This window comes from Pseudarthrobacter sp. NPDC055928, from assembly GCF_042270935.1.
Lineage (GTDB): Bacteria > Actinomycetota > Actinomycetes > Actinomycetales > Micrococcaceae > Arthrobacter.
In genome coordinates this window covers 1-24,828 of the sequence record NZ_JBHJZH010000029.1, presented here as the reverse complement: position 1 = coordinate 24,828, position 24,828 = coordinate 1, and the positions used below count along the sequence as shown (strand labels likewise).

At 64.7% G+C, this 24,828-nt stretch carries 25 protein-coding genes and 1 pseudogene; 14 read left to right on the top strand and 12 right to left on the bottom strand.

Features of this window, described 5'->3' with window-relative positions; genetic code table 11:
* Positions 1 to 61 precede the first annotated feature (61 nt).
* The 3 genes from ACFC25_RS21910 to ACFC25_RS21900 all read right to left on the bottom strand — a co-directional run bounded on the left by ACFC25_RS21910 (position 62) and on the right by ACFC25_RS21900 (position 3,247).
* The gene (locus ACFC25_RS21910; protein ID WP_337346513.1) at positions 62 to 382 is read right to left on the bottom strand and encodes a GYD domain-containing protein; all 321 of its coding nucleotides are present in this window, start codon (positions 380 to 382) and stop codon (positions 62 to 64) included.
* A 491-nt stretch (positions 383 to 873) separates the two neighbouring features.
* Positions 874 to 1,767: a potassium channel family protein gene (locus ACFC25_RS21905; protein WP_376049080.1), complete on the bottom strand. Its 894-nt coding sequence runs from the start codon at positions 1,765 to 1,767 to the stop codon at positions 874 to 876.
* A gap of 304 nt (positions 1,768 to 2,071) precedes the next feature.
* Entirely contained in the window at positions 2,072 to 3,247 is a 1,176-nt protein-coding gene (locus tag ACFC25_RS21900; protein WP_376049078.1) for a pyridoxal phosphate-dependent aminotransferase, read from the bottom strand.
* A 195-nt stretch (positions 3,248 to 3,442) separates the two neighbouring features.
* Between ACFC25_RS21900 and ACFC25_RS21895 the strand changes: the two genes are divergently transcribed.
* Complete coding sequence (locus tag ACFC25_RS21895; protein ID WP_376049075.1) at positions 3,443 to 3,895, top strand: SRPBCC family protein; 453 nt, start codon at positions 3,443 to 3,445, stop codon at positions 3,893 to 3,895.
* Between the two features lie 190 nt (positions 3,896 to 4,085).
* Positions 4,086 to 5,324, top strand: a complete 1,239-nt coding sequence (locus ACFC25_RS21890; RefSeq protein WP_376049073.1) for an MFS transporter — start codon at positions 4,086 to 4,088, stop codon at positions 5,322 to 5,324.
* 99 nt (positions 5,325 to 5,423) lie between these two features.
* Here the strand turns inward: ACFC25_RS21890 and ACFC25_RS21885 are convergent, their stop codons facing one another.
* From ACFC25_RS21885 to ACFC25_RS21870, 4 genes are all read right to left on the bottom strand, one after another.
* Entirely contained in the window at positions 5,424 to 5,807 is a 384-nt protein-coding gene (locus tag ACFC25_RS21885) for a DUF1304 family protein (RefSeq protein WP_376049070.1), read from the bottom strand.
* Between the two features lie 180 nt (positions 5,808 to 5,987).
* On the bottom strand, positions 5,988 to 6,368 hold the full coding sequence (locus ACFC25_RS21880) for an STAS/SEC14 domain-containing protein (RefSeq protein WP_376049067.1): 381 nt from the start codon (positions 6,366 to 6,368) through the stop codon (positions 5,988 to 5,990).
* Between the two features lie 116 nt (positions 6,369 to 6,484).
* Positions 6,485 to 6,820, bottom strand: a complete 336-nt coding sequence (locus tag ACFC25_RS21875; protein ID WP_376049064.1) for a cupin domain-containing protein — start codon at positions 6,818 to 6,820, stop codon at positions 6,485 to 6,487.
* Positions 6,821 to 6,899: 79 nt separating this feature from the next.
* A complete protein-coding gene (locus tag ACFC25_RS21870; RefSeq protein WP_376049085.1) occupies positions 6,900 to 8,114 on the bottom strand; it encodes a hypothetical protein in 1,215 nt (404 codons plus the stop codon).
* Between the two features lie 116 nt (positions 8,115 to 8,230).
* On the opposite strand from ACFC25_RS21870, the gene ACFC25_RS21865 reads away from it, so the two are divergent.
* The gene (locus ACFC25_RS21865) at positions 8,231 to 8,773 is read left to right on the top strand and encodes a GNAT family N-acetyltransferase (RefSeq protein ID WP_376049061.1); all 543 of its coding nucleotides are present in this window, start codon (positions 8,231 to 8,233) and stop codon (positions 8,771 to 8,773) included.
* Positions 8,774 to 8,822: 49 nt separating this feature from the next.
* Here the strand turns inward: ACFC25_RS21865 and ACFC25_RS21860 are convergent, their stop codons facing one another.
* On the bottom strand, positions 8,823 to 8,975 hold the full coding sequence (locus ACFC25_RS21860; RefSeq protein WP_337346504.1) for an LPXTG cell wall anchor domain-containing protein: 153 nt from the start codon (positions 8,973 to 8,975) through the stop codon (positions 8,823 to 8,825).
* A 64-nt stretch (positions 8,976 to 9,039) separates the two neighbouring features.
* Between ACFC25_RS21860 and ACFC25_RS21855 the strand changes: the two genes are divergently transcribed.
* The 9 genes and pseudogenes from ACFC25_RS21855 to ACFC25_RS21815 all read left to right on the top strand — a co-directional run bounded on the left by ACFC25_RS21855 (position 9,040) and on the right by ACFC25_RS21815 (position 19,430).
* Complete coding sequence (locus tag ACFC25_RS21855) at positions 9,040 to 9,861, top strand: alpha/beta fold hydrolase (RefSeq protein WP_376049058.1); 822 nt, start codon at positions 9,040 to 9,042, stop codon at positions 9,859 to 9,861.
* The gene (locus ACFC25_RS21850; protein ID WP_376049055.1) at positions 9,858 to 10,364 is read left to right on the top strand and encodes a methyltransferase family protein; all 507 of its coding nucleotides are present in this window, start codon (positions 9,858 to 9,860) and stop codon (positions 10,362 to 10,364) included. The genes ACFC25_RS21855 and ACFC25_RS21850 overlap by 4 nt, the downstream gene beginning before the upstream one ends.
* 83 nt (positions 10,365 to 10,447) lie before the next feature.
* Positions 10,448 to 12,034: a serine hydrolase domain-containing protein gene (locus tag ACFC25_RS21845; protein WP_376049052.1), complete on the top strand. Its 1,587-nt coding sequence runs from the start codon at positions 10,448 to 10,450 to the stop codon at positions 12,032 to 12,034.
* Between the two features lie 1,610 nt (positions 12,035 to 13,644).
* Positions 13,645 to 14,877, top strand: a complete 1,233-nt coding sequence (locus ACFC25_RS21840; protein WP_376049049.1) for a glycoside hydrolase family 26 protein — start codon at positions 13,645 to 13,647, stop codon at positions 14,875 to 14,877.
* 161 nt (positions 14,878 to 15,038) lie between these two features.
* Positions 15,039 to 16,885: pseudogene (locus ACFC25_RS21835) on the top strand (glycosyltransferase family 2 protein).
* Positions 16,886 to 16,888: 3 nt separating this feature from the next.
* Positions 16,889 to 17,329 carry an ATP-binding protein gene (locus tag ACFC25_RS21830; protein WP_376049047.1) on the top strand — a complete coding sequence of 147 codons (441 nt, stop codon included), beginning with the start codon at positions 16,889 to 16,891 and terminating at the stop codon, positions 17,327 to 17,329.
* 248 nt (positions 17,330 to 17,577) lie between these two features.
* Positions 17,578 to 18,141, top strand: coding sequence for a dihydrofolate reductase family protein (locus tag ACFC25_RS21825; RefSeq protein WP_376049083.1), 564 nt, complete (start codon positions 17,578 to 17,580; stop codon positions 18,139 to 18,141).
* Between the two features lie 333 nt (positions 18,142 to 18,474).
* Positions 18,475 to 18,777 carry a putative quinol monooxygenase gene (locus ACFC25_RS21820; protein ID WP_376049044.1) on the top strand — a complete coding sequence of 101 codons (303 nt, stop codon included), beginning with the start codon at positions 18,475 to 18,477 and terminating at the stop codon, positions 18,775 to 18,777.
* A gap of 245 nt (positions 18,778 to 19,022) precedes the next feature.
* Positions 19,023 to 19,430 carry a hypothetical protein gene (locus tag ACFC25_RS21815; RefSeq protein WP_376049042.1) on the top strand — a complete coding sequence of 136 codons (408 nt, stop codon included), beginning with the start codon at positions 19,023 to 19,025 and terminating at the stop codon, positions 19,428 to 19,430.
* A gap of 139 nt (positions 19,431 to 19,569) precedes the next feature.
* On the opposite strand, the gene ACFC25_RS21810 is transcribed toward ACFC25_RS21815, so the two are convergent.
* Positions 19,570 to 20,328, bottom strand: coding sequence for a DinB family protein (locus tag ACFC25_RS21810; protein ID WP_376049040.1), 759 nt, complete (start codon positions 20,326 to 20,328; stop codon positions 19,570 to 19,572).
* Positions 20,329 to 20,444: 116 nt separating this feature from the next.
* Here ACFC25_RS21810 and ACFC25_RS21805 point away from each other — a divergent pair, with 116 nt between their 5' ends.
* Positions 20,445 to 21,140, top strand: coding sequence for a hypothetical protein (locus ACFC25_RS21805; protein WP_376049037.1), 696 nt, complete (start codon positions 20,445 to 20,447; stop codon positions 21,138 to 21,140).
* A gap of 9 nt (positions 21,141 to 21,149) precedes the next feature.
* Here the strand turns inward: ACFC25_RS21805 and ACFC25_RS21800 are convergent, their stop codons facing one another.
* Complete coding sequence (locus ACFC25_RS21800; protein ID WP_376049034.1) at positions 21,150 to 22,187, bottom strand: response regulator transcription factor; 1,038 nt, start codon at positions 22,185 to 22,187, stop codon at positions 21,150 to 21,152.
* Positions 22,188 to 22,307: 120 nt separating this feature from the next.
* Between ACFC25_RS21800 and ACFC25_RS21795 the strand changes: the two genes are divergently transcribed.
* Positions 22,308 to 22,706, top strand: coding sequence for a DUF1304 domain-containing protein (locus tag ACFC25_RS21795; RefSeq protein ID WP_337346488.1), 399 nt, complete (start codon positions 22,308 to 22,310; stop codon positions 22,704 to 22,706).
* Between the two features lie 82 nt (positions 22,707 to 22,788).
* On the opposite strand, the gene ACFC25_RS21790 is transcribed toward ACFC25_RS21795, so the two are convergent.
* Both ACFC25_RS21790 and ACFC25_RS21785 read right to left on the bottom strand, forming a co-directional pair.
* The gene (locus tag ACFC25_RS21790) at positions 22,789 to 23,484 is read right to left on the bottom strand and encodes an excalibur calcium-binding domain-containing protein (RefSeq protein ID WP_376049031.1); all 696 of its coding nucleotides are present in this window, start codon (positions 23,482 to 23,484) and stop codon (positions 22,789 to 22,791) included.
* 46 nt (positions 23,485 to 23,530) lie between these two features.
* Positions 23,531 to 24,442, bottom strand: a complete 912-nt coding sequence (locus ACFC25_RS21785) for a DUF1524 domain-containing protein (RefSeq protein ID WP_376049028.1) — start codon at positions 24,440 to 24,442, stop codon at positions 23,531 to 23,533.
* Between the last annotated feature and the right edge of the window lie 386 nt (positions 24,443 to 24,828).

Here is a 24,828-nt window from a genome sequence, read left to right as displayed (position 1 = left end):
CCGTCGTACTCTCACGACGGCGGCCGCTGGCCAGGTGCCAGGCTCCCCTACTGTCCCGGCTTTACTGTCCCGGGGGCCGGTAGTTCGGCGTCTTCTTGGCGGCCTCGTCGATGTCCTCCACCGTCAGGAGCGGCTTCAGGCGAACGTTGACGGTACCGGTCGAATTGATCAGCAGCGACAGTGCTGCAGCACTTGCATCGTCCGGCGCCTCAAAAACGCCAAGGACGTCGTAGTAACCAAACGCGTAGTAGAAGCTCTCCAGCGATCCGCCGACAGACTTGAGGGCCTCCGTCAGGGCCTCACGCCGCTTGGTACCGCCTTCCTGCATGAGCCCCTTGATCCCGTTGCCCACATACGTCGCTTCAAACAGATACTTCGGCATGGTCATTCCTTTCCTGGATTTCTATCCCATCGGCTGTTCATCGCGCCGAGTGCAATCAACGCCGTCATTCTTACGGAGCAACACGCCATGGAGGAGGTACGGACTACCGCGACCACCAGCGGGCACACTCGTATCCCGGGTGCCTGTGGTGCAGGATGACGTCCACACAGAATCCTCCTCACCTGGCTCCATCGCCGTGCAGGAGCGGCCCAGATCCGGCCCCTTATCCCGTGGTAACGGGGTGGATGACCCCGCTAAAGCAGACGTTATTCCTCGGGCTACGGGCAGTCAATACTCGCGGATAACGTATGGGTCCCACCCAGTCCCCCGCGGGAATTTAATCGATGCATGCCCTTTGTAGCGGGAAGGAATGTGCTGGTCTTCCTGGCGCGTTCGGGGGCTTGGGCGTACCGGATGTCTACCGCCAGGACCACAGGCCCTGACTCGGAGGCAGCGAACCGACCCGGCCCCCGAAGTACGGTCCCTGGGGGCTACTTCGTGTCCGGTTCGCCCGGCTGGCGGTGCCTATGGTGCAGCGCGTAGCTGTCGAACACCGCGGACGACGTTGATCCTGAATGGCCGAATTTACCGCGCAGGACCTCCGCAAGATCGTCCAACGCCGCGTGCAGCATCCGACCGGCGAACTGCAGCTCAGGGCTTTTGCTGCCCTGGGCCTCCGACGCCAGGTGGTGGGCGTAGGCAACCGTGGCCGGTAGGGAACCCCGCTTCTCCACCTCGTGGAAGTAGTAGGTCTCGTGGAAGGACAGCAGGTCAATGCTCACGGAAGCCACAGCTCTGGCAATTGATTCCAGGAGCCCGGCCGCATGCCTCGGATCCAGTGACGCCACGCCCGCTGGACCTGCAGCCTCCCTGAACAAGTTCAGCTGGTGGGCCAGGGCCCGGCGACGGCTGAGGGCCGGGTACGTCTGCAAGATCCAGGAGACCGTTGCGGTCAGCAAACCGAATCCGGTCACTGCCTGGGAGGCGGCAACCAGCCGCAGCAGCGGATGCGCTGCCACGATTTCACCGAAACCCACAGTGGAGAGGGTCACCAGCGATATATAGAGCGCTTCGGCAAAGTCAGCCCGCTGCGGAACGCCGACTCCATACACAAAACCCTCCGGTAGGTGGGGCAAGTACAGCAGGGCCCAGCCGATGGCTGCCAAGCCCGCCCAAGCACCGATGACAGCAGCCATCGCCAAGGGTGCGGCGATGGTGGAGGCCCGGCCGCGCAGTCTTTTCGACAGCAGCCAGAAGCCGCGCATGATCGTGCGGCCTACAGGACCGGAACCGTGCGGATAAAGGAGCGTGTGAAAAACGTCGGCGAGCATCAGCAAAATCAGCCCGGCCCCCACAACTGTCCAGAGCACGTCTCCCAAGTTCATGCCTCATCTTAGAGGCGTCCCCGCCTGCGCCTGCCACGTCTCCTGGCGAACAGGGCGAGCAGCCGACCGTCCCGGGGCAGGCGCCCGGACTCAGCACCACCGCCACGCTCATGCTCATGCTCATGCTCAGACAAGTGAGCGACACCTGTCGCACACTGATAACTGAACTGCCACCAGGCCAAGCATCAGCACCCCAGCGCTTCACCCCAACGGAATACCCAGTAGCGGCCTACCATGTCCCACATGAAGGCTGCTAGCTAATCAAGGGCGGGCAGGGAGCGAGACCAGGCACGCCAGACCAGGCTTACCGCAACGCCGCGCGGAACCGTTCCCCGATTCCCGTCAGGCGTTCCAGCGGCTCGGTCGCAAAGACCAAGCGGACGTACTCTGGTGCCACCTGCTGCCCCCACTCCGTCATCGGTGTGGCAGCAATGCGTCCGTGCTGGAGCAGCCGTTGCGCGAGCTCGGGCGCTTTCAATCCGAGCGCGCCCGCGTTCACCAGGAGCGACCAGCCGCCGTCGGGCTTAACCACCGGGAGGCCTTCCAGTTCCCGCAGAATCAGATCCCGGCGTGCCTGCCAGTCCGCCACAGCGGCCGCCACCCCGTCGTCGTGGCCGCCGTCCCGGGATGCCGAGAGCGCGGCGGCCGCTCCAAGTTGTCCGAAGCCGCTGGCCACAGTCGTGTTGTAGGTAGCCGCAAGCGCCACGTCCCTCATCACCTCTGCCGGCCCAACCGCCCAACCGACGCGCCAACCGATCATCCTGTAATTCTTGGACACTCCGCCGAGCGTGATGGTGCGTTCCGCCAACTGCTCCAATGACGCCGGATGGCGAGACTGCAGGCCGTCGAAGAGAATCCTGTCCATGGCCGCGTCGTAGAGCAACCAGCAGTCGGCCGCAGCACATGCTTCGGAAACGGCGTTCCACTCGGCGTCGGTGAACACATGCCCGGACGGCATGGACGGACTCATCAGAAGCAGGGCGCGCGTCTTTTTCGTCACAGCGGAAGCCAGCCTGTCCAGGTCCAGCCGCCAGTGACTGTCCACCACCATGAGCGGCACGGAGACGGGAGTCGCGCCTGCGAGCCTGATGCGGTTGATGAACCCCGCGTACGTGGGATCAGTGACAACCACTTCGTCGCCGTGATCGACCGTGGCCAGAAGGGTGCTGAGCAGGCCGGCGAGCGCGCCGCCGGCGATCACCACTTCCGTGGCGGGGTCATAGCGGCGGCCCGTTTGCGTGCTGAGTTGATCCGCCACCGCATCGCGCAGCTGACCGAGCCCGGTGAACGGCAACCAGCTGTTGGCATCCCGGCGTCCGACAGCTTCCCGGGTCACGGCCACGGCGGACGGCGGCGGGGCGATGTCCGTGTCGAGGTTTTCCATCCGCAGGACACCGGAATCATGGCCTGCAGCAGCCGCGGCTTTCTCGATGCCGAAGGGCTGGATGTTCCGGAAACGTGCTGTTCTCCCTCGGGACATGAGTCGAGCGTCCCACCGGCCTTTAGGGCTGTCAATGGAGCGCCGCTGCTGGCCTTTGGAGGCCCGGGATGATGCCGGTGAACTGACCAAGGCCCGGCCGTTCCACGTTGATTGCGCAGGTGCGAGTACCGGCGGGATCATGGGATTGGGACAGCGCACTGCCCTACGGCTGACTCAACATTTGGAGTGGTTCCCATGCCCGAACGTCACATCAGGGTCCAACGTCGTATGTCTGCGCCCACGGGTTCCGTCTGGGCCCTGTACGCCGACTTCCCGAATCTCGCGAAGCACTGGGACGGCCTCAAGGCCACGAGAGCCATCAGCGACCAAACCATGGGCCTGGGCGCCCGGCGCCGGGTCGAGCTGAAGCCGATGGGCAGCATGGAGGAAACCGTCACCATCTGGGAGGAGGGGCGCAGGATGGACACCCACAACCAGCCGAGCGCGTCCGTGCCGTTCAAGCGGGCCGAGTCCACGCTCATCCTCAAGCCCGACGGCGACGGGACCCTGGCCACCTTCGACTACCGCTATGTGCCTCGCGGCGGCCCCCTCGGCCGGCTCACCGGACCGCTGATCGACAAGATGCTGACGGCGACCTTCACCGACATGCTGGCCGCCACCGAGAAAGCCGCCCGCGCGAACGGCTAGCAGCACCCAGAAGCTGCGCGCCGCCGTCGTACTTCCCTTGTTTGCCTGCCACCGCGGCCGGTCCGCGAAGCTGGTTCCAGCACCTCGCCCGTGCACGTAACACGTTCGTTCAGCGGGTAAACTTATGGAGGAATTGTTCGGCCCGCAGAGCCCGGTTCCATCCCCTCCTCCTTGAATGGAACCCTTTCCCATGTCCTCCGCGACTTCCGCGCCGGCTGCCCAGCGTTTCCCGCTGGCCGCCATGATGGTCCTTGCCGCCATCGCCTTCACCGCCATCACTACCGAACTCCTCCCCTCCGGCCTGCTCCCCCAGATCAGTACCGGCCTGAACGTCTCCGAACCGGTGGCCGGATACCTCGCTGCCGCCTACGCCGCCGTCATCGTCATCACCGTGGTGCCAGCCGCCCGGCTGCTGGGCAAGGTGCCGCGGCGGCCGCTGCTCGTGGCACTCGTCCTGACATTTACCATCAGCAACGCCTTGGTGGGCCTAGCCCCCGACTTCACCGCCGCGATGATCGCCCGGCTGGTGGGTGGCCTCGCCCACGGACTGCTCTGGACCACCATGGCCCCGTATGTTGCCCGTGTGGTCCCTGCCGACAAAGTGGGCAAGGCGCTGGCCATCGTCTTCAGCGGCAACAGCCTGGGCCTGGCCATCGGCGCGCCGATCGGGACCGCGCTGGGCACGTTCCTCGGCTGGCGCGCGGCATTCCTTGCCCTCGCCGGCTTCGGGCTGGCCCTTGCCCTCCTCGGGTTCTTCCTCCTGCCGTCCGTCCGGCGCGTTGCCGGCGAGGCCCGTCCCTCCCTGCGCGCCGCCATCGCCCAGCCCGGCGTGAAGCCGGTGGCCATCGCCTGGCCGCTGCTGGTCCTGGCGCACTTCGCGCTCTTCACCTACATCGCCCCGTACATCCGCGACGCCGGCCTGCCCGACTACGCCATCACCCTCTCCCTCACAGTCCTGGGCGTCTCCGGCCTGGTGGGCATCTGGATCGCCGGGCTCACCGTCGATTCCCACCCGCGCCGCTCGCTGTTAATTACGACGGCGGCAATCGCCGTTTCGATGCTGCTCTTGCCGTTTGTGGGCGGCAGCCTTGCCTTCGCCCTGGTGCTGATGAGTGTTTGGGGCGCCGGGCTCGGTGCTATCGGCATCTACAATCAATCGGCCATCCTCCGGGCCGGCCGCGAAAACAAGGACGCCGCGAACGGGCTGACTGTCCTGACCATCCAGCTGGGCATCACCATCGGTGCACTCTACGGCTCAGCTGCCCTGGTGGTGGCCGGGCCTTTGTTGGTACCCGCCGCGGCGGCCCTGCCGGTCATCGCGGCACTGGTGATCGCCTGGGCCGGAAAGACGGCTGCGTACCCGCCGGGCCCGCGCGAGTCTATATGGAAGAGCCCGCGGCCGGTTGAGAAGCGGCCGGGCACGCGGTAAGTGGACCACCAGGCGCGGACGAGCCTTCGGCACGGCCTGCCAGATCATTGACTCTTGTGGGTAGCCAATCCCCCGCCGGCATCTACAGAGGGAACGGCTTTACCGGAAGAAGAGGTAGAAGACCACTGCAAGGCCGGGGATGAGGGCCTGTCCGATGGCACTGAGGAGTAGACGCTTCTCCGTGATCCACAGCCAGATGCCGAGGATGAACTGACTCGCGCAACAGAAGATAACGATTGCCGATCCACCGGCGGCATTGCCGGAAAAGTTCACCATCCACAGCCCTGAGGCGATTCCCAGCCCAAAGGCGATGTTGTAGGCGCCAATGTTCATCGCCCACATGCGCACGGCGGCAACGTCCTCGGGTTTGATCAAAAAGAGCCAGTAAAAGCGCCGATTGCCGTGGAAGAAAATCTCCAGCAGGCCGACGCCGATCAGGGCAAGGGCCGTGGCCCCGGCAATAATCTGACTGACTAGATTCATCGTCACCTCCCATGCCAAGGCCGGCACATCCCGCTGACTTTCCGTGCAGAATACGCCGTTGAGGCAAAGTCCTTCAAGGGATCCACCGGCCAGCTCGGGATCCCGGTCTTGCGACGCTCAGGGCGGCGGTTCTGCCGGACTGCGCTCTGGTGCCATGGCCATCGTGCCCGCAGCCCAGGGTTATGAAGGCGGAATCTGGAGAAGCCAGCCTAGGGCCTCATCGCGGGAGGTGAAAAAGCGCGTGGGACACGGCAGGGCCTGCCGTTCGATGGTGAAGTTGGCAATGACCCGGTCCACAGGACTGGAGCCAAGCAAGGCAATTCGCGAAGCGGCACTGGGAATCTTGAAAACGTCCCTGGCCTGCCGGGTGACGGCTTTAGTCCTCCCCATGTCCACCAACATCGGGTATTCGGAGCCGTCGGTAATTTCTGTCAACCTTGCCATGGCCGCATGCACGTCAACGCCGTCCAGGATGATCCCGGGTTTCCAGACAAGGTGGATGATTCCATCGGCACCGAGTTTTATGGTGCCCTTGCCGCCATCAACAGTGATTGGTTCCATTTCTGCTCCCCCAGCATCCACTAGCAGCCAAGCTTATCGGGCGAAGGCCTGCCCGCCACAGAAGAGGCAGGCAGGCCCAGGTTGTTTGCAGTGTTGGGCGCTCCTGCCGGCTGGGTCTACCGATCGGTCTTGACCACCGTGAACAGTACTGCGGAATCCTCTTCGGCTTCCAGGCTGTGCAGGCCTTCGGGCACGATCAGGAGGTCTCCCGTTTTGCCCTGCCAGGACTCACCGCCTGACTTGAGCCACACCGATCCCTTCAGCACAAAGACTGTTGCCTCGCCGGGGTTCTGGTGTTCGCTGAGCTGTGTGCCGGCGCGAAAGGCCATGACAGTCTGGCGCAGCATCTTCTCGTGCCCGCCGTAGGCTGTGTCCGCCGCCCTCCCGCTGGGGGCTGCCACGGCGGCCGTGATCTGCTGGCGGGCCAGGGCATCGATCGATATCTTCTGCATGAGCCAACCGTACCCACGCAAACCTGCTTTGCCGAGGGCCAATCATCCGGCCGCTCGACGATCGCCGCCTCGGGAGGCTCTACTCGAACGTCCAGGCCGACGACGGGCGGCCGGCAATGTTCTTCACTCGCCGCCGGCGAAGCACGGCAACGAGCGTGGCGGCGCCGGCCAACAGCACAGCTGCCGTGCCCGCGGCCACCGCAGGGAGGCTGGGACCCGGAGTGCCGCCGTCGGACGTCCCGGCAACCCCTTGGGGCGCCGCCTCAGCCGCCGCTTCCGCGGAAGAGGCCCCGGTGGGCGCGGGTGCGGCCGTCCCCGATGCTGCGGGAATCACCGTGAGGGACCTCCCGCGCCGGTTCACCACCACCACAGTGCCGTCCGCCCTGGCCACCATCCTGCCGGGGTCGTCACCGGTGGGAACCGTCATTGAAACAGCGGACGCGCCCGCTTGGATGACCGAGACCGTGTCATCCAAACTGTTGGTCACATAGACCGTCCCGTCCGGAGCGGCCACCACTTCCTGCGGCGCCGTGCCCACGGGGATGCGACGTGCCACCGCCGTGCCGCCTGGCTGGATGACCGCGACGTCGTCGGTGAGGATGTTCGCCACGTAGACGGTCCCGTCCGAAGCGGCGGCAATCCCATGCGGATGGGCCTTCGCGCCGATGTCGATAGTGTGCGAGGGGGCCGGTGCGCCGGCGGGCACCACGGTAACCGTGCCCTCAAGCTCGTTGGTGGCGTAGATGGTACCGTCCACGGCCACGGCCACCTCCACCGGATTCGGCCCCGCCTGGATGGTGCGCTTGATCCAGGCCTCGCCCTGCAGGACCACGGACAGGGACCCCTCGGACGGGTTGGCAACGTAGAGCGATCCGTCCGGCCCCACCGTGAGCCAGTGGTGGCCGGAGGTCACCTTGATGGCCAGGGCCGCTTCATCGGCGCCGGGCGCCACCACGCCGATTTGTGCCTGCCCGGACTCATCGGCCTGCGTCACGTAGAGCGTGCCGTCCGGGGTGACCGCCAGCGACGACGGGGAGCGCCCCGTCCTGATGGTGCGGGACGGCTGCGTCTCCCCCGGCGGGTAGACGCTGATTCCGCCCGACCAATCGTAATCGCTGACGTAGAGGGTGCCGTCCGGCCCTTCCGCTATCCCGAGCGGCTGGATGCCGATGCCGATCATCGGGCCTGCGTCCGTCCCGTCGTCGGCAGCGGCCGGAACGCTGACGACGGCGGGCGCGAGAACGCTGACGACGGCGGCAAGCAGGGCCGTGCCGATGGCGCGGCGCAGTGGCATGAATTTCACGGTGTTCCCCCAAAAGTGCGGCCGACCTGCGGCAATTCTCCGATCCTACCGGCCGTTGGGCCTCCCGGACGTCCGCCTCCTGAAGGCCGCCCGCTATAGTTCGCGGAGTGACTGCAAAGACCTATTCCCTGACCGGAAGCATTGATATGCGGGTGCTGCGCGCCTCCGATGCCGAACCGATGGCGGCCGCCTATCAGCGCAACAGGGACCACCTTGCGCCCTGGGAACCGGAACGGGAGGACGAGTTCTTCACCGCCGCGAGGCAACGCCAGATCATCGCCTCGAAACTCGCCCAGCACGGGGAGGGCTCCGAAGTCCCGTTTGTTCTGTTGGATGGGGACAGCGTTGTCGGCGCGCTGACCCTCACCGGGATTGTGCGCGGGCCGTTCCTCAGCGCGCACCTGGGCTACTGGGTGGACAAGGAATTCAACGGCCGCGGCATCGGCTCCTCAGCCGTCGCCTTCGCTGCCGATTTCTCGCGCCGAGAACTGGGGCTGCACCGCCTCCAGGCCGCAACGCTCCCGCACAATGCCGCCTCGCAGAAAATCCTGAAACGCGCCGGGTTTGAAGACATAGGGCTGGCGCCGAGCTACCTCAGGATCGCGGGATCCTGGCAGGATCACGTCCTGTACCAGCGCATCCTTTACTGATTCTGTCCTGCCGGGACATGGCTGGCCCCCGGCAGGATGAGTTTAGGAGTCAGGCCCTGGCCTTTCGCTTCACCCAGCCCCAGACAGCTGTAGCGGCAAACAGCACCAGGCCGATGATGGCCAGCCACAGCAAGCCCTCCAGCACGAAGCCAAGGATCGACAGAACGAGCCAAATAATAAGCAGTGTGATGATTAGTCCCATGCCGGAAAGCGTACGGCACCAAGGTACCGAACCGGTGTATTAACGGCCGGCGTACCCTAAAACTATGGAACCCGAAGTCCGGGATCTCCGGCTCCGCACCGGCATCACTGTGCCGTGCCGCGTCCAGGGCGGCGCCGGCGACCCACCGTTGCTACTTCTGCATGCGTGGGGTGAGTCCCGCCGGAGCTTTGACCGCCTGATACCCCTCCTCACCGGTTTCCAGATTTACGCCCCGGACCTTCGCGGACAGGGCGAAGCGGACAAACCGCAGGCCGGCTATTCCCTGGAGGAACAGGCTGAGGATGCTGCCGCGATCCTGGACGCGCTCAACGTTCCGCGGGCATACGTCGTCGGCTCTTCCAGCGGCGGTTACGTGGCCCAGCAGCTCGCCGTCGTCCATCCTGAAAGGGTGGCGGCGCTGGTGCTGGCGGGCTGTCCCGTGAGCCTTCAGGGGCGGCCTGCCTTCGCCGACGAAGTGGACAAACTCACCGACCCCCTCGACGAGGACTGGGTCCGAGACTCGCTGACCTGGTTTCCGCTGGTACACGAGGCTCCGGCCTGGTACATCGACAACCTGGTGCGCGATGGTCTCAGGATGCCTGCCCATGCGTGGAAGGCCATCCTGAACGGGCTATGCGAAGCCACTCCGCCCACGGAATCGGGCACCATCCAGGCGCCCACGCTGATCCTGTGGGGCGCCCAGGACAACCTGCTGCCACGCACCGACCAGGAAACCTTGGCCGCCCGAATCCCCCGCTCGGTATTGAAGGTCTACCCCGATGTGGCGCATGTGGTCCTTTGGGAGGTCCCGGACCGGATCGCCGATGACGCGGCAGCGTTCTTCCGCTCCCTCGCCGATGCCCTCCGTCCGTCGGAAACACTGTGACGGATCGTTCTGCGAGCGCCGTGGCCAAACGGCTGAAGGAGGCCTATGAAAACCTCCCGCTGCCGCTTCCCACCGTGGCCGCGATAACGGTGGACTTCCTCCTTGACCGGATCCGTCCAATACCGCTTCCCGGCTCCCGCGCCCTGCACCGAACGGCAGGGGCTGGGCTGGTGCTTGCCGGCGTCGGCCTGAATCTTTGGGCTCTGGCTGAACGGCGGCGCCGCGCACCAGGCCCCTTCGCACTGGAGCGGCCGGAGGAACTGGTCACCACCGGTCCGTATGCGATCACCCGCCACCCCATGTATGTGGGTTGGTGGTTCCTCCAACTCGGCTCGGGAACCTTGGCCGGTTCGTCCTGGGTCCTCGCGACGCTGCCGGCCGAAGTGCTCCTGGAACACCGCTTTGTCCTCGGCGAGGAGGCCATACTCGCCGAACTTTTCCCGCAGTCCTACGCGGAATACGCGGAAAGGGTGCCGCGCTACCTCGGGTTCCCGCGGGCGTAAGCGGCGATCCCGGCGTCGTGCATTGTTTTCCGCTTGGCTCGGCCATACCGTGAAAGGACGGTCGGCCGAACGCGGGTGTGGGCATGCGAACTGTTTCCAGGTCAGCGCGCTGCTTCCTCTTGTGCTTGCTGGCCGTGGGGATCCTCGGCGTCACGACGCCGGCACCGGCACCTCCGAGGCCCGCAGCGCCCACTAGTCCCGAGCAGGCCTACAGGGCGTTGGACTCTTACCTGCAGGAACAGCTCGACGACGTCGGGATCCCGGGTGCCGCCGTCGCCGTCGTCCAGCACGGCGTACAAGTGCACTCGGCCGCATTTGGCCGGGCCGATGACTCCGGGCGGCCGATGACCACCCAGACACCGGTGCTGCTGGCCTCCACCAGCAAGTCCCTCACGGCCATCGCCGTGATGCAGCAGGTGGAAGCCGGCCGGCTGCGGCTGGATGAGCCGGTGCAGAGCTACCTGCCCTGGTTCACGATGAATGACAGCCGAGCGTCGGCGATCACCGTCCGACACCTGCTCCACCAAGCCAGCGGCATGTCCTCGAAAGACACGGCCTTCGAGGCCTCCGACGCGCAAGGTCCGGAGGCCCTCGAGGAAGGGGTCCGTGCCCTGTCAGGTGCTCCCCTTGATCGCGCGCCCGGCGAGGCGTTCCACTACGCCAATGCCAACTTCAACATCCTGGGTGTCCTGGTACAGACCGTGACCGGCCAGCCCTTCGGAGACTATCTGGAACAGCACGTCTTCGGGCCGTTGGAGATGGCTCACAGCCATACGACCCGGGCCGCCGCCCGCGCGGACAACGCGGCGGCCGGCTATTCCCGGTGGTTCGGTTCGTTCTGGCTCAGGACAAATGTGCCAGTACCCGCCGCCGGCATGCCCTCCTCCACTTTGTATGCTTCGGCCGAGGATCTGGGGCATCAGCTGACAGCATTGCTCGACGACGGACGGTACGGCGATGCCCGGATTCTCCAGCCCGGGAGCGTGGCGGCGATGTTCGAGCCACGCGTGCAAGTGGACGGGTCCAAGGGCTACGCCATGGGCTGGTTCACCCGGCCACTGTTCGAATCCGCCGATCCCGCCGCACCTCCCGTCCCGGATTCAGCCCTGCCGCGGCTCGTGGAACACCAGGGCGAATGGGGCAACAGCCACACGTACCTGGCCATGGTTCCGGAGTCGGGCCTCGGCGTCGCCCTGGTTATCAACGGCAATGACACCGCTGCCCCATCGCGGCTGAAGGCCATCGACACCAACGTGCTCCGGATCCTTTATGGGCAGTCCCCCGTGCCGGCGGTGGTGTTCGAGGACTGGCTGCAGCGCTACAGCTGGGCGGTCGCTTTTGTGCTTCTGCTGGCGGAGTTGGTGAGCCTGTGGGCTGCGCTCCGGTTCCTGCTTCCGAGGCGTGCTGCGGCCCGGAAACGCTGGGCTCCCCTGGTGTGGGCCGTCGTCGCCCTCGCCCTCGACGCGTTTGCGATCTGGCTGTGCCTGGCCTACGCCCCCGCGCGGTTCGACACCCACCTGTTCGTCATCATCCGCCAGTTCCCCGACGTCGGCGTCTCACTCGTGCCGGTCCTCGCGCTGGCGCTCCTCTGGCCGGTTCCGCGGACGGTGTGGCTGCTCGCCCGGTTGCGTCTAGGTTCCCCTGATACTGCCCGTTCAAGGCCCGGCTGACGTATCCCCCATCACCGGGCATTTTCTCGGACGGGTCTTATGGGAATCGGAGGGCCGCGGTAAACCGGCGAATCATGATCCGAATAGTTTGGGGGGCCTTTGCCCCGCTGGGGACCGGCTTCCGTGCAGGAACGAAGGAGCGGGTCGGCAGGCGCTACTGGCTTGCTGGCACCTAACCCGGAGCCGCCGGAAGCTCTCGAAGTTCCGATGAGTGCTGTTACCTTAAGATATGAATCGAGAAAAGATTCGACAATCATCAATTGCTCAATTGAGTTCTTTAAGATTGAGCCGCTTTCTCATTGGTACAAGCCTCGTACTCTCCTGCCTTGTGCTCTTCGAATGGGACACTTCGCTGAAAACGTTGATATCCGTGGTAGCTTTTGCCTGCGCCCTCGTCTGCTTCTACCAAGCGACGCTTGCTTGATTGGAACTAAAACGTCGCGAGCGAAGCGTTCCAAACTGAAACCAACGGGGACAGTCCGAACATCACATACATTCATGGCGGCTTCTTGCCGTGGCCAGAACCTCGTCTGGTGGCTCGAACGCGGCCTGCGGACGGGCATCGGCAACCGGGGTCGAGGAAGAGGTTACGCCCTAACTCACTTCGTCCCATAAATGGTTCCCCTAACGGGGACGGAAGGTTTGATTCGGACTTTGCTCCGCCTATGGCTGGGTGGGACCCATGGGGTCCATCAGCGTTGGTTGAGCTCCTTGCCCGAGGGCCACGTCGTGTACCCCAGACGGCGTTCCTTTCTGTACGGCCGCGCCGCGATAATACAGAGGAGGATACCTGCAACCCCTTGCACCAATAACGCTGTAAGTACCGGTGGAACCAGCTGGGCGATAGACCTGTCACCCAAAGATGCAAATGCCACAATAATGAGAATTCCCATGGCGACGAACACACCCATGATGAGGCGCCGGGTGATGCGCCACCAATAGCCGGCTGGGGGCTGGATCGGCATGGCCGGCCACTGGTCTGGTGGGACAACCCTAATCGGCTCCGACTGGTCTGCTTTCTCTACCGGCATCGCGACCCCACGCTCTCTCTTTGGCTGTTGCCCGATACCGCGTCCAAGACTGTCATGGTCGTGCCAATTTGGCCGAGAACGCGGCCGCCCCACACCCCAATTGGACGACGTGACTACATTAGCCAAGGAGTAGGTGGACTTCTCAGTTCCTGCCAAGACCGACGTCGGCTTCGGGACAGCGGGGCGTGGACGCACGAGCCGCCGTGATCTGAGCTCGCTTCCGCGCCTAGACCGGGCACAGGTTTGTCTCGGTTTGCTCAAGATTCGCTAAGGCCAGCACAGGGTTTACGAAGGATTCCTCCCAATTCCGGCCGGAGGCCTCTGCCGTTTGCGACCATTGTCCCGGGATTCCTTTCAAAGCGAGCTGTTGAGGCCTTGAATGGGGAACTATCCGGGCTCGGTAGCCATTGAACGCATCTCATGATGCGTGTCCGACCAGGCCACTGAGGCAGAACCTTCGCCCCGCCACCGGGGCCTATTATTTACCGACGCTGGGGAGTGTTTGTGCATAAGAATCGATTGATACAGCTACTAGTGTCCGGGCTGGTGTTGTCACTGGCTGCTTTGTTAGGCATCGCAGTGCCCTCGCAGGCTGCAGGACGGGCAGAGATCACCCTGAGTACCTCAGCGGGGCCCGCCGGAGCGTCTGTGACCGTGACCGGCGCCGGCTTTGCCCGCCAGTCCTCCGGGAACCTGACGGCCGGTTCATCCTCTGTCCCGTTCACTGCCGGAGCTGACGGCTCCTTCACAGCCGATGTGGTTATCCCGGCCACAACCGATACAACCGTTGTCGTGACGGCCACGGCACGCAAGTCATCGGCATCCGCGGCGTATACCGTCACGTACAGCCCAGCCTCCCTCAATGCCGGCCGTGACAGCGCAGGCGCAGGGTCTGCACCGATAACGATGGCCGCCCGGACGAACACGTCGGCGACAACTCTCACCCCGCCGATCAGCTCCGACCCGCTCCGGTTCGGCGTGTCCACCCCCGGCGGGCCGCTGGCTGCCAGCGAGCTGGACGCCGTCGCCTCCCTGGTCAATGAAAACCCGTCGATCATCATGTCCTACAAGGACTTCAGCCAGGCTGCCCCGATCGCAGACCTGAACGCCGTCGACGCCCGCGGCGCCACCAGCCTGATCACCTGGGAACCCTGGCTTTGGAGCGGAAACGGCGCCAACCAGCCCGCGTACGCCCTGGACCGCATCACCGCCGGTGACTTCGACTCCTACATCCAGGGCTGGGGCAACGCCTTGAAGACCTGGGGCAAGCCCGTCATGCTCCGCTTTGCCCACGAAATGAACGGCAACTGGTACCCCTGGGCTGAAGCTGCCAACGGCAACGGCGCCGGCGACTACGTCGCCGCGTGGCGCCACGTCCATGCCGTCGTCGCCGCCACCGGCGCCACCAACGTCCAGTGGGTCTGGAGCCCGAACGTCCCGTACTGGGGTTCCACGCCCCTGACCGGGCTCTACCCCGGCGCCGCCTACGTCAACGTCGTCGCCCTGGATGGCTACAACTGGGGAACTGCAGTGTCCTGGAGCTCCTGGACATCCCCGTCATCCCTGTTCGGCGATGGCCTTACCGCGCTCCGCAGCCTCGCGCCCGGCAAGCCGATCATCATCTCCGAGACGGCCTCCGCCGAAGCCGGCGGGTCCAAAGCCAACTGGAACACCGCCCTGGTCTCCTACCTGGCAGCGCAGTCCGACGTCACCGGCTTTGTCTGGTTCCACCACAACAAAGAAGTCGACTGGCGCATCAACAGCTCCACAGCCTCGACGAACGCCCTCCGCACGGCCCTGGCGGCCCGCTGAACGCCAAGTCCGAGACACGACTGAGTCGCCCCGCACCCGCTCTGCTGCGGCGGGTGCGGGGTGACCGGTCGGAACCCAATGTTTGAAAGGGTCGCTCCGTGAACCACCAACTCGTCGTCAGGATCCTCACAACCCTGACCCTGATCCTGGGCGTGAACTACATGGTGTGGCGGTGGCTGTTCTCGGTGAACTGGTCCGCAGCCTGGATCAGCGTGCCGCTGGTTATGGTCGAAACCTACAGCCTCGTCGATGCCTTCCTCTTCGGGCTAACCATGTGGAAGCTGCGCGTACGCGACACCCCGCCTGCCCCACCCGAAGACCTCACGGTGGACGTGTTCATTACCACCTACAACGAGCCCATCGACCTCGTCATGACCACGGCCCTCGCCGCAAGCCGTATCAGCTACCCGCACAAGACCTGGATCCTGGACGACGGCGGCCGGCACGCCATGAAAAGCGCTGCCGAATCAGCCGGCATCGGCTACATCACCCGCTCCCCCGACTGGGAGAACCACCGCCGGCACGCCAAGGCGGGTAACCTCAACAACGCCCTGGCCGCCACGCAGGGCGAGTTCCTCCTCATCCTGGACGCGGACCAGGTCCCGGAACCGGGAATCGTGCACAGCATGCTGGGTCACTTCGCCAACGAAAAGGTTGCCCTGGTGCAGACCCCGCAGTGGTTCCACAATGTCACCGACGAGGACATCCTCGGCAGCCAGGCACCACTTTTCTACGGCCCGATCCAGCAGGGCAAGGACGGCTGGAACGCCGCGTTCTTCTGCGGTTCCAACGCCATGATCCGGCGCGAAGCCCTCATGCAGATCGGAATCACCGGCTATGTCCAGGGCGTCCGGACCACCGTCAGGCAAACCCTGAGAGCCGCCGACAAGGTCATCGCCAGAGCACGCACCGAACATGCAGCCACCGGACCCCATGTGTTCCAGGCACTCGAGGAAGTGGAAATGGCCGTCCGCAACGCCCGGAAGGACCTGCATGACAACAGGCCGGTCGCCAGCATCACGTATGACTTCCAGCGAAAGGTCGATGCCGCAGCCAGGAGCATCGTGACGGCCGATGTCGCATCGCTGCAGGCAGACCTGGACGAGATCGGCAGCCTCTCCGGAGACAACAGGACTGTCTTCATCGACGACGCCACGATCGACAGACTGGCGCAGCGGGACTGGTCACCCATCGGCGCCATCAAATCGGTGCGCAAAATGGTCCAGGCACTGGACGTCGACCGCTCCGACGAAGCCATACCCGTCATGCCGATGGCCACAAACTCAGTGACCGAGGACATGGCCACCTGCATGCGCCTCCACACACAGGGCTGGGAGAGCGTCTACCACCACGAGATCCAGGCCAAGGGTCTGGCACCGGAGGACCTCCGCACCATGCTGACCCAGCGGCTGCGCTGGGCGCAGGGCACGATGCAGGTGTTCTTTCGAGAAAACCCGCTCCTGCAGAATGGCCTCAGTGCAGGGCAGCGGCTCATGTACTTCTCCACGATGTGGAGCTACCTCTCCGGCTTCGCCGCCGTCGTCTACATCGCAGCCCCCATCATCTTCCTGTGCTTTGGAGTACTGCCAGTGGCTGCATTCAGCGTCGACTTCTTCGCCAGGCTGATCCCCTTCCTGGTGGTGAACCAGGTCCTGTTCTTCGTTGCCGCCCGCGGCAGGAAAACCTGGCGCGGACAGCAATACAGCATTGCGCTCTTCCCCATCTGGATCAAGGCATGCACGACGGCGGCCGCGACCTCGGATTCGCGGTCACCCCGAAGACCCGCCAGGGTGACGGTCCGCCCTGGTCCCTGATACGCCCCCAACTCGTGGCCATCGCCGCCCTTGTCATCGCCGCCGTCACCGGGCTCATCCGGATGTTCGTCGGCGCCGGCGCACCCGCCGGAACCCTGGTCAACATCGCCTGGGTCGCCTTCGACCTCGTGCTCCTCAGCGTGATCATCCGAGCCGCCCTCTATAAGGGCTACACCCCCGACAGAAGACGGTGAGAAATGACCGCCGAACCACTCCAGATCCACGAGCTCCACGCCTGCGCGGACCCCGAATGCCTGGGGAAAGTCCACAACCTCCTGGCCGAGATGTGGGACACTTCACCGGACGTGTCCGAACTGGACCGGGCAATGTTCGAAACCGCCGTCATCGAAATCGCTGCCAACATAATCCGGCACGGCAACGATGAGGGCAGCACCCTCTGCAATCTCACCCTCGAGGTCTACCCGGACCGCCTCGAAGCGCACCTCAGGGACGACGGTCTCATCGCCCACGTAAACCTCGACGCGGCGACGATGCCGGATTCCTTCGCAGAAAGCGGCCGCGGCCTCGCACTGGCAAAGGCCGCGGTCGACATCCTCACGTACGAACGCCACCACGACAACAACATCTGGACACTCCGCCGCACAAGGTCCTGTTCCACCGAATCGGGTCCCCGATGAATCAGATGGTGGCTATTTTGCCGCCCCTAGGTGTGCTCGAGCTTCAGAGCGATTCTTCGTGACCATCTAGAAAAATCCCGGGCCCCCTTCGAGTGGCTGCGGCAGCAAGCGTCGCCATGAGGGATCCCTCCACCGGAGCATTTGCTTGGCGTCGTATTCAACTGGCCCCCGGCGTGGCCTGAGCGGTGACTTTCTCCGCGCCGGTACTGGTCTGTACAACGGATGCCGACTCACGGGAGACTGACGCCATGCGCAACCTGACCTTCGCCATGAATGTGAGCGTGGACGGCTACATCGCCGCACCCGGCGACGACCTCGGCTGGAGCCTACCGAGCGACGAGCTGTTCCAATGGTGGTCCGAACGGGTGAGGGCGACGGGCCTGGCGCTGTACGGGCGCAAACTGTGGGAGACGATGAGTTCCCACTGGCCGACGGCCGACCAGCAGCCGGGGGCCACGCCTGCGCACATTGAGTACGCCCGCCGCTGGCGGGCCATGCCGAAAGTGGTGTTCTCGTCGACGACCAGCACGGTCGACTGGAACACCCGTTTGGTCACCGGCGACGCGGTCACCGAGATCACCCGGCTCAAGGCCGACGACGACGGCTCCATGGACATCGCCGGTGCCACACTCGCCGCGGCGGCCATGCGGGCCGGGCTGATCGACGAGTACGTGATGGTCACCCATCCGGTCCTGGTGGGGGGCGGCACGCCGTTCTTCACAGCCCTGGACCACTGGGTGAAGCTGAACCTGGTGGAGACCCGGACGTTTCCCGACGGTGTGATCCTGACCAGGTACGAGACCAGGCGCTGAGCGCCCGACCTCGGATAAGCGCGGGCTTCGAAGCCAGCTAAGGATCTCGTGGAGCTGTGTTCCGAAACGTGATCCGATGTTCCTGCCAAGATCCTGACTGGAGCGCTCGAGCTGCAGATCAATCCTGGTCGGCTCGACGACGACGAAGTCAGGCAGGCGATCACGGCCACCAAGCTGGCCGCCCATGAGGACGGCGCCTATCTGATCCTGGAGAGAGTTCACCCCCGAGGGTATCCCGCCACTGGATGAAGAGTCTCGAGCGGCGACCTGGGGAAGGCGTCGGCCTGGTCACCGTCGACGGCCTACATTCCTCAGCGTGGGTAGGGTTGGGCCATGACTTTCGCAAGCGCGGGAACACTTGGTGTCGTCCATGGTAAGCGTGATGAGCTGGTGGCTCATCTGACTCGGCGCAGTGACACCCTGAAACAGATCGGTTGCCTAGCGTATGAGGTGGGGGTGAGCGACGACGACGTCGATACGGTGTTCGTCGTGGAACTTTGGGAAAGCGCGGAAGCGCATCAAACTTCACTCGCGCTGCCGGAGGTCCAAGCGGCTATTGCGGCCGCACGGCCGCTTCTGTCCGGCGCTTTCGGCGGGTTTCGCTTTAACGTCGTCGGATCACCACTGCGCGACTGAACCGCGGCGCTCAAAGCGCACGCTCGCTGGTGAGGACGACGAGACGGTTCGTTGGCTCTCCGGAGGGCGGGGACCGTCGATTCCACGCGCCGACACTTTGCGATGCTGGCTGAGAATGCCAGCATCACTCGGTGTTGCGGCACGCTGCGAGTTCCGTTCATCGCTGAGACGATAAGCGTTCCCTAAACGAGCAGTCCAACGGCGCGCCTGTTCACCAACAAGGTGGGTCACGGCAGGCTGAGACTATGTCGTATCCGGAATCAGAGAATTCAGCCGAAACGGTTGAGGTAACTATTAGTGTCGGTGATTGGCAGATCATTGACGCGACCATTGATAACAGTGTTGACATTGCTGCAGAGGACGGCGACGATCGCGTGCTCGACCAAGGCCGGCGAGTCCGTCGTGCAGGCTGGGAGGCGGCGCGTCTTCATCTAAGAAGTGGGGAAGGGCTGGTCGGCTGGCCGCCCACAAACGATGAGTTCAGCATCGCGCTGCCAATGGCGGCGTGGCGGTTCGTCCTGGACGAACTGCACCGATGGGGCCGAGTTGAGGCCGAGTTGGAGGGCAGCGACCAGGAAAAGCCGGAGTCGAGGAGCTTTGCCATAGCCCGTTTGCTGGCGGAACGCATTGCAGGCTCCTCCTCAAAATCATGAGTTGCCGGATTTTGACGCAGATGGTTCACCGCACGGCTACTAACCCGCCAGGTATTCAATATCCACTCTGAGCCCTCGAAGTCCGGGATCGCATCCTTTGCCTCTCCGGAGGCCGAGGTTCCTATCCCACCCCAGTGTCTTATCCCTTACGTTCCGCCTGGATCGCGTCAAGGTCGCGGACGGCGAAGCGGTGGTGTTCCCATTCCTCGTGGAGGATCGTGTGCAGGCACTCGAGTGTGGTCACCATGTATTGCGGCTCATCGGGGGCTTCGTGCGTCTTGGCCAGGTCCACCGCGGTGACGCCGGCGAGGAACTCTCGCACCATGGCGACGCGGCCTGCCCGGACGTCGAGCACGTCATCATAGGACGGTGCGGCCGTGCTAAAGACCGACATGTCCAGGCCATCGGTCTCATACTCGACATTGGGTTGGCCAATTGGGTGGTAGGGCTGGTCCTCCTCCAGAATGCCCTTGCCCAGCCACTTGTCCGTGGCCATCACCAGATGCCGGAGCGTCTGGGAAAAGGACCACTCGCCGTCGACCGATACGTTGACAGTGCCAGCAGGCAAGCCTGCGACGCGCTCCAGCGTGGCCGCCCACGTCCGCTCCAGCATGGCCCAGGCCTCGCGCAGGCCTTCAGGATCCCGGGCGTGCCTGGTTTCACGGCCGGGAAAGCGGCGATTGAGTTCGGCTTCCACGAAAGGAGCCACGTCCACGCCGTTGATCCGCAGGAAGCTCTTGCCTTCCAGGAGCCACGGCGCGTCGATGTCCGCACGCTCCACGTCCACGCCTCGCATCACGGAACCGGACAGATCACTTCGGACGAAACGGGCCCCACGCAGGTTCACGTCAAAAAATTGAGCACCCTGCAGGTCTTCGGATCCGGTGAAGGTCGCCATGCGCGTAACTCTTCCATGCAGGATCTTCGCCTATCAAGCAAACGGAAATAACACCGGCTCCTAAGCTTAGGTAACCGGCATGTATGGACCTAGGGAAAATAGGAGCAACAACTTCCGTGACCATCCCCCGACCGCGCATAGCGGTTCTACCGGACTCAACCGACGCCAGGCTGTTGGCGGAACTGACCAGCCACGCCAGCGATCTCTCGGAAGCCTCGCATACGTTGGCCCTGGGCTTCGCAGCGGGTGAAGGCTCCGACCTGTGGGGGCCACTGACATCGCACGCGGTCACTGCCTATATTCGCCCGTTCATTCACTCCAACGTTCGCGCCCGCCTCGACGAAATGCCTGGCATCCCACCCGTGCCGCCCGCCCTCAAACCGGTTCACGACACCATTCGGATTTACCGCAACAGGACCGTGGCGCACTCGCAGTCGGCTCTTGCCACGCCGCTTGCGGTCGCAATCCTGGATGCCTCAGGCCGACCGGTGGATGTCATAGGGCTGTCGATCACTCATCCGATGCCCCTTGTCCTTGCAGAACACTTCTCGGGTCTGATTTCGGCAATGGAGGACGTCGTCGACCAAGCAACGCGGCCAGTTCAGGACCGTTTGCGGACTTGGTTGAAGGAGGAGACTCCTGAAAGCATCAACGGTTGGGAGCAACCGGAGACCATTCACGCTATCGACTCAGATTTCACCGCTGCCAGTACGCGAAACCCGGCATCTCGTTTTACGGCGTATTGGCGCATTGAGCATGGGACCGCGGACGAGCAGTCCCCCGACCTCTCGTTCCCAGAGCCCGGAAATTGACGGGCACCTTCACACCAGCAGCTTTGCCACCAACTCGCCGCGACTGCCCACGCCCACTTTTCCGAACAGCGCCTTCAGGTGGTCGTGGACTGTGTGTGGGGAGATAAACAGGTGCCGGGCGATGTCCGCCGTCGTACTCCCGGACAGCACCTCCACGCAGACGTCCCGCTCCCGGGCGGTGGCCCCGTAGGCCGCCAGCAGCAAGCTGACCAGGTCGTGCGTGGTGGCCGGTTCCACCGTGACCACCATCTGTTCAGGGTCGTCGCCCATGATGAGGCGGCTGGCCTGCAGCACCACCCAGCTGCCGCCGGCGTCGCGCATCCGCGCCCGTGCAGTCCCCGACGGCGCCGCGCGCGCCCGCGCCACCGCGGCATACAGCGTCATGCTGAACCGGCCGGGCGCCGCGTCCTCCACCTCGGCCAGCCAGGACGTCGCAGCGGGCGTTGCCGCCTGCAGTTCACCGTGCGGTCCGGCCAGGACAATCACGGGCCCGACGGCGGCGGGCCGGGCCTGGTGGGCGGCCCTCACCGCGATCCTGGTGGCCGCCGCCAGGGTCGCCGTCACGGCGTCGAGGAATTCCACCTCGCGGTCCGTGAAGTCATGGCCGGACTCGCGGAACAGGCTGCCCACGCCCCAGCATGCGTCGTCCACGCGGAACGCCGCGCGCAGCTCGTGGTCCAGGCCCAGCGGCAGCAGCAGGTCGTTGATCCGGATACTGCGGACCACTTCCCGGTGCGGTGCATCGGAAATCCTCGCGACAGGCCGCGGCCGCTGCAGCAACTCGGCGAACGTGTTGGGTTCCCGGCCGGTGTATTCGGACTGGGCGAAACGGGCCGCATATTCGTCCGTGACCGGCCATGGACGCCAGTTGGTCACGGACGTCATCCCCAGGGATTCGGGGTCGACGCCGGCCCAGCAGGCCTGCTCGAACGGCACGGTTTGCCGCACAACAGCCATCGCGGACGCATACAGGTCGGCTACGTCCAGGCCGCCGGTAGCCAGTGCGGCGATCTCCCGCCGCGCACGCTCAGCGCGTTCCTCCCACATACATCCAGTATCCGATCGGCCCGGAGGACCGCAATCCCCCAAACCGGGGGTTAAGGGCCTCTCCCCAAACCCCCGGTGAGGGGATCGCGGCAGCGAGTGCCGGCGTCGTACTTTTCCTTCATGAACGCCGTAGCCCAGGTTTTCGCGGTGCTGGCCGCCGTGATCCACATCGCCGTATTTCCGCTGGAGAGCTTTTTTATGCACCGGCCGGGGGCGCAGAAGTTCCTCAGCACACCCCCGCAGAACGTGCCAGCCGTGATGATGTGGGCCATCCCCACGGGTTTCCGCAACCTCCTGATCGGACTGGGCGTCATCGCCGGCGTAGTGGCCGTGAACCTGGGGTACCTGGTGGTGGGCTACACGCTGGTGATCTACTGCTGCGCGAACATGGTGCTCGGCGGATCCACCATGCTGCTGGCGGACGCCCTGGGCCACTACCCCCGCAAGGGCGAGAGCATCCCCGGCACGCTCGGTGCAACGGTCCCGGCGCTGGTGGCGCTGGTCGCGCTGGCGTTCTAAGTGGCACTTGAAAGACGCAAAGATGCCGCGGATACCCTCAGGGAGAAGGTATCCACGGCATTCCTGTTGACTCAGACCGTGGCTAGCTCTCGCAGGCTACGCCGTCCTTATCGCGGTCAAGCGCGGGCCGGTAGCCGGCCTGCCCGGCAAAGAGCGGCGCAGCCCCGGCTGCCTTGGCTTCAGCACAGCTGCCGAAGTAGGCGGCCGCAGGTGCGGCAGGCGCCGGTGCGACGGGAGCCGGTGCTGGCTTCGCGGCCTGCTGCGCTGCGGTCTGTGCTGCCGCTTGCTGGGCCGCTGCCTGCTCGGCCGCCGCTTTCTGGGCAGCAGCCTGTTCGGCGACCAGTTGCGCGGCGGCCTGATCCGCTGCAGCCTTCTCAGCCGCAGCCTTTGCTGCAGCAGCCGCCTCTGCCGCCGCCTTCTCAGCAGCTGCCTTGTCTGCGGCGGCCTGATCTTCCGCAGCTTTGTCGGCAGCCTTCCCGACGCCTAGATGCACAGTGGAACCCTTTGCCACGCTTGCACCTTCCGCGGGGTCTTGGGACGTCACCTGCCAGTTCTTGTCTACGATGATTGACTTGCCGTCAACGGTGTCCACTGCCTCGACCTTGAGTCCGAGATCTTCCAGTTGATCCGTAGCTCTGTCCAGGGTCATTCCCATGACCCCTGGGACCGTGACAGCATCTGCAACCGCTGCTACAGCTGTTGCATTTCCTGCCGCCTTGCCACTGCATCCAGTCAGCAGGAGGCCGCTCAGCACAACTAATGTCAGAGTCTTTTTCATTTTTCCCCTCGGAAAGTTTGTAAATAGTGGAGTGATTGGCGCGTGGTCAGCTTTCGCAGGCCACACCATCTGAATCGCGGTCAAGCGCGGGCCGGTAGCCGGCCTGCCCCGCAAAGATCGGAGCCGCGCCGGCGGCCTTGGCAGCCGTGCAGTTGGCGTAATAGGCGGCGGCCGGTGCCGCTGGAGCAGGTGCCGGCACAACCGGTGCGGGAGCAATAGGGGCGGGGGCTGGTGCCACCGCTGCGGGAGGGGGAGCCACCGGTGCAGCTGCAACGGCGGGTGGGGGTGCTGGTGCGGGTGCGGGTGCTGGAGCCGGCGCTGCGGCCGGTGCCTGCTCGTTGGTCGGTGCGACCTGGCCGGAGCAGTCGCCGAGGATCCTGGCCATCGCGTCGTGTTCCGCCTGGGTCACCCACAGGCTGTATGTGGCCTTCACCGAGATCTGCCGGGCAACGTACTCGCACCGGAAGCCTTTGTTCGGCGGCAGCCAGGTGGCCGCGTCGCCGTCGCCCTTTTTCATGTTGGTTGGGCCGTCCGTCGCCTGGAGGTTCAGGGGATCGTTGGCGAAGGCTGTCCGTTGTTCCGTGCTCAACTGCTGCGCGCCCTTCTGCCAGGCGTCGCTGAGGGCAACAACATGGTCGATCTGGACCGCAGTGCTGGTGGAGGTGCCCCGGAGGAAGCTGATGCTGGTGCCCGTGTAGGGGTCTGCCAGCGTTCCGGACTGCACCTTGCACGGGACGCTGTTGGTGAAGGTGATGCCCGTCAGGTCGCGTTTAAGGGTGTCGTTCCGGGTGTCGCAGCCGTTCCGGTCAACGTCCGCCCAGGCCTGGCCGAACAGGGCACGGTCATATCCCGTCTTCGGTGCCCTGCCCTTGATCGGCAGGGTCGCGAGCAGGTCAACCGCCTTGGTGGCGAAGGCGGGCTGCGTCTTCGGAGCCGTGACGCTGACCCCATTCGCCACGAGGTATGGCGTCTCGGGATCCAGCGGGGCGCCCGACGGCGGCGGCGAAGGCTTGGCGGCTTCAGTCGCCTTGGCTGTGGCCGCCGAAGTTTCGTTCCAACCAGCCTGCGGCTCCTGCGTTGTGGTCCCCGGCGACCCGGCGGAACACCCGACAATGAATGCAAAAGGAGGCCGCGACGGCGGCAACCCCAACCTTCCGCTTGGTGCCTGCGGCGAACCTGGAGGCGCGTTGTTTCCTGGGCGGGCCATAATCCGACAAAAATTCCCCCAATTAAAGAAGGGCCCGGCGGATGAACTGGTCCCCAAAAGTTGGACTCCTTAATGTGCGGGTCCCACTTTAGCGGCCAAGGACCGGCCCTTCGAAGAAGTCCCCGTCCCATTTGGGA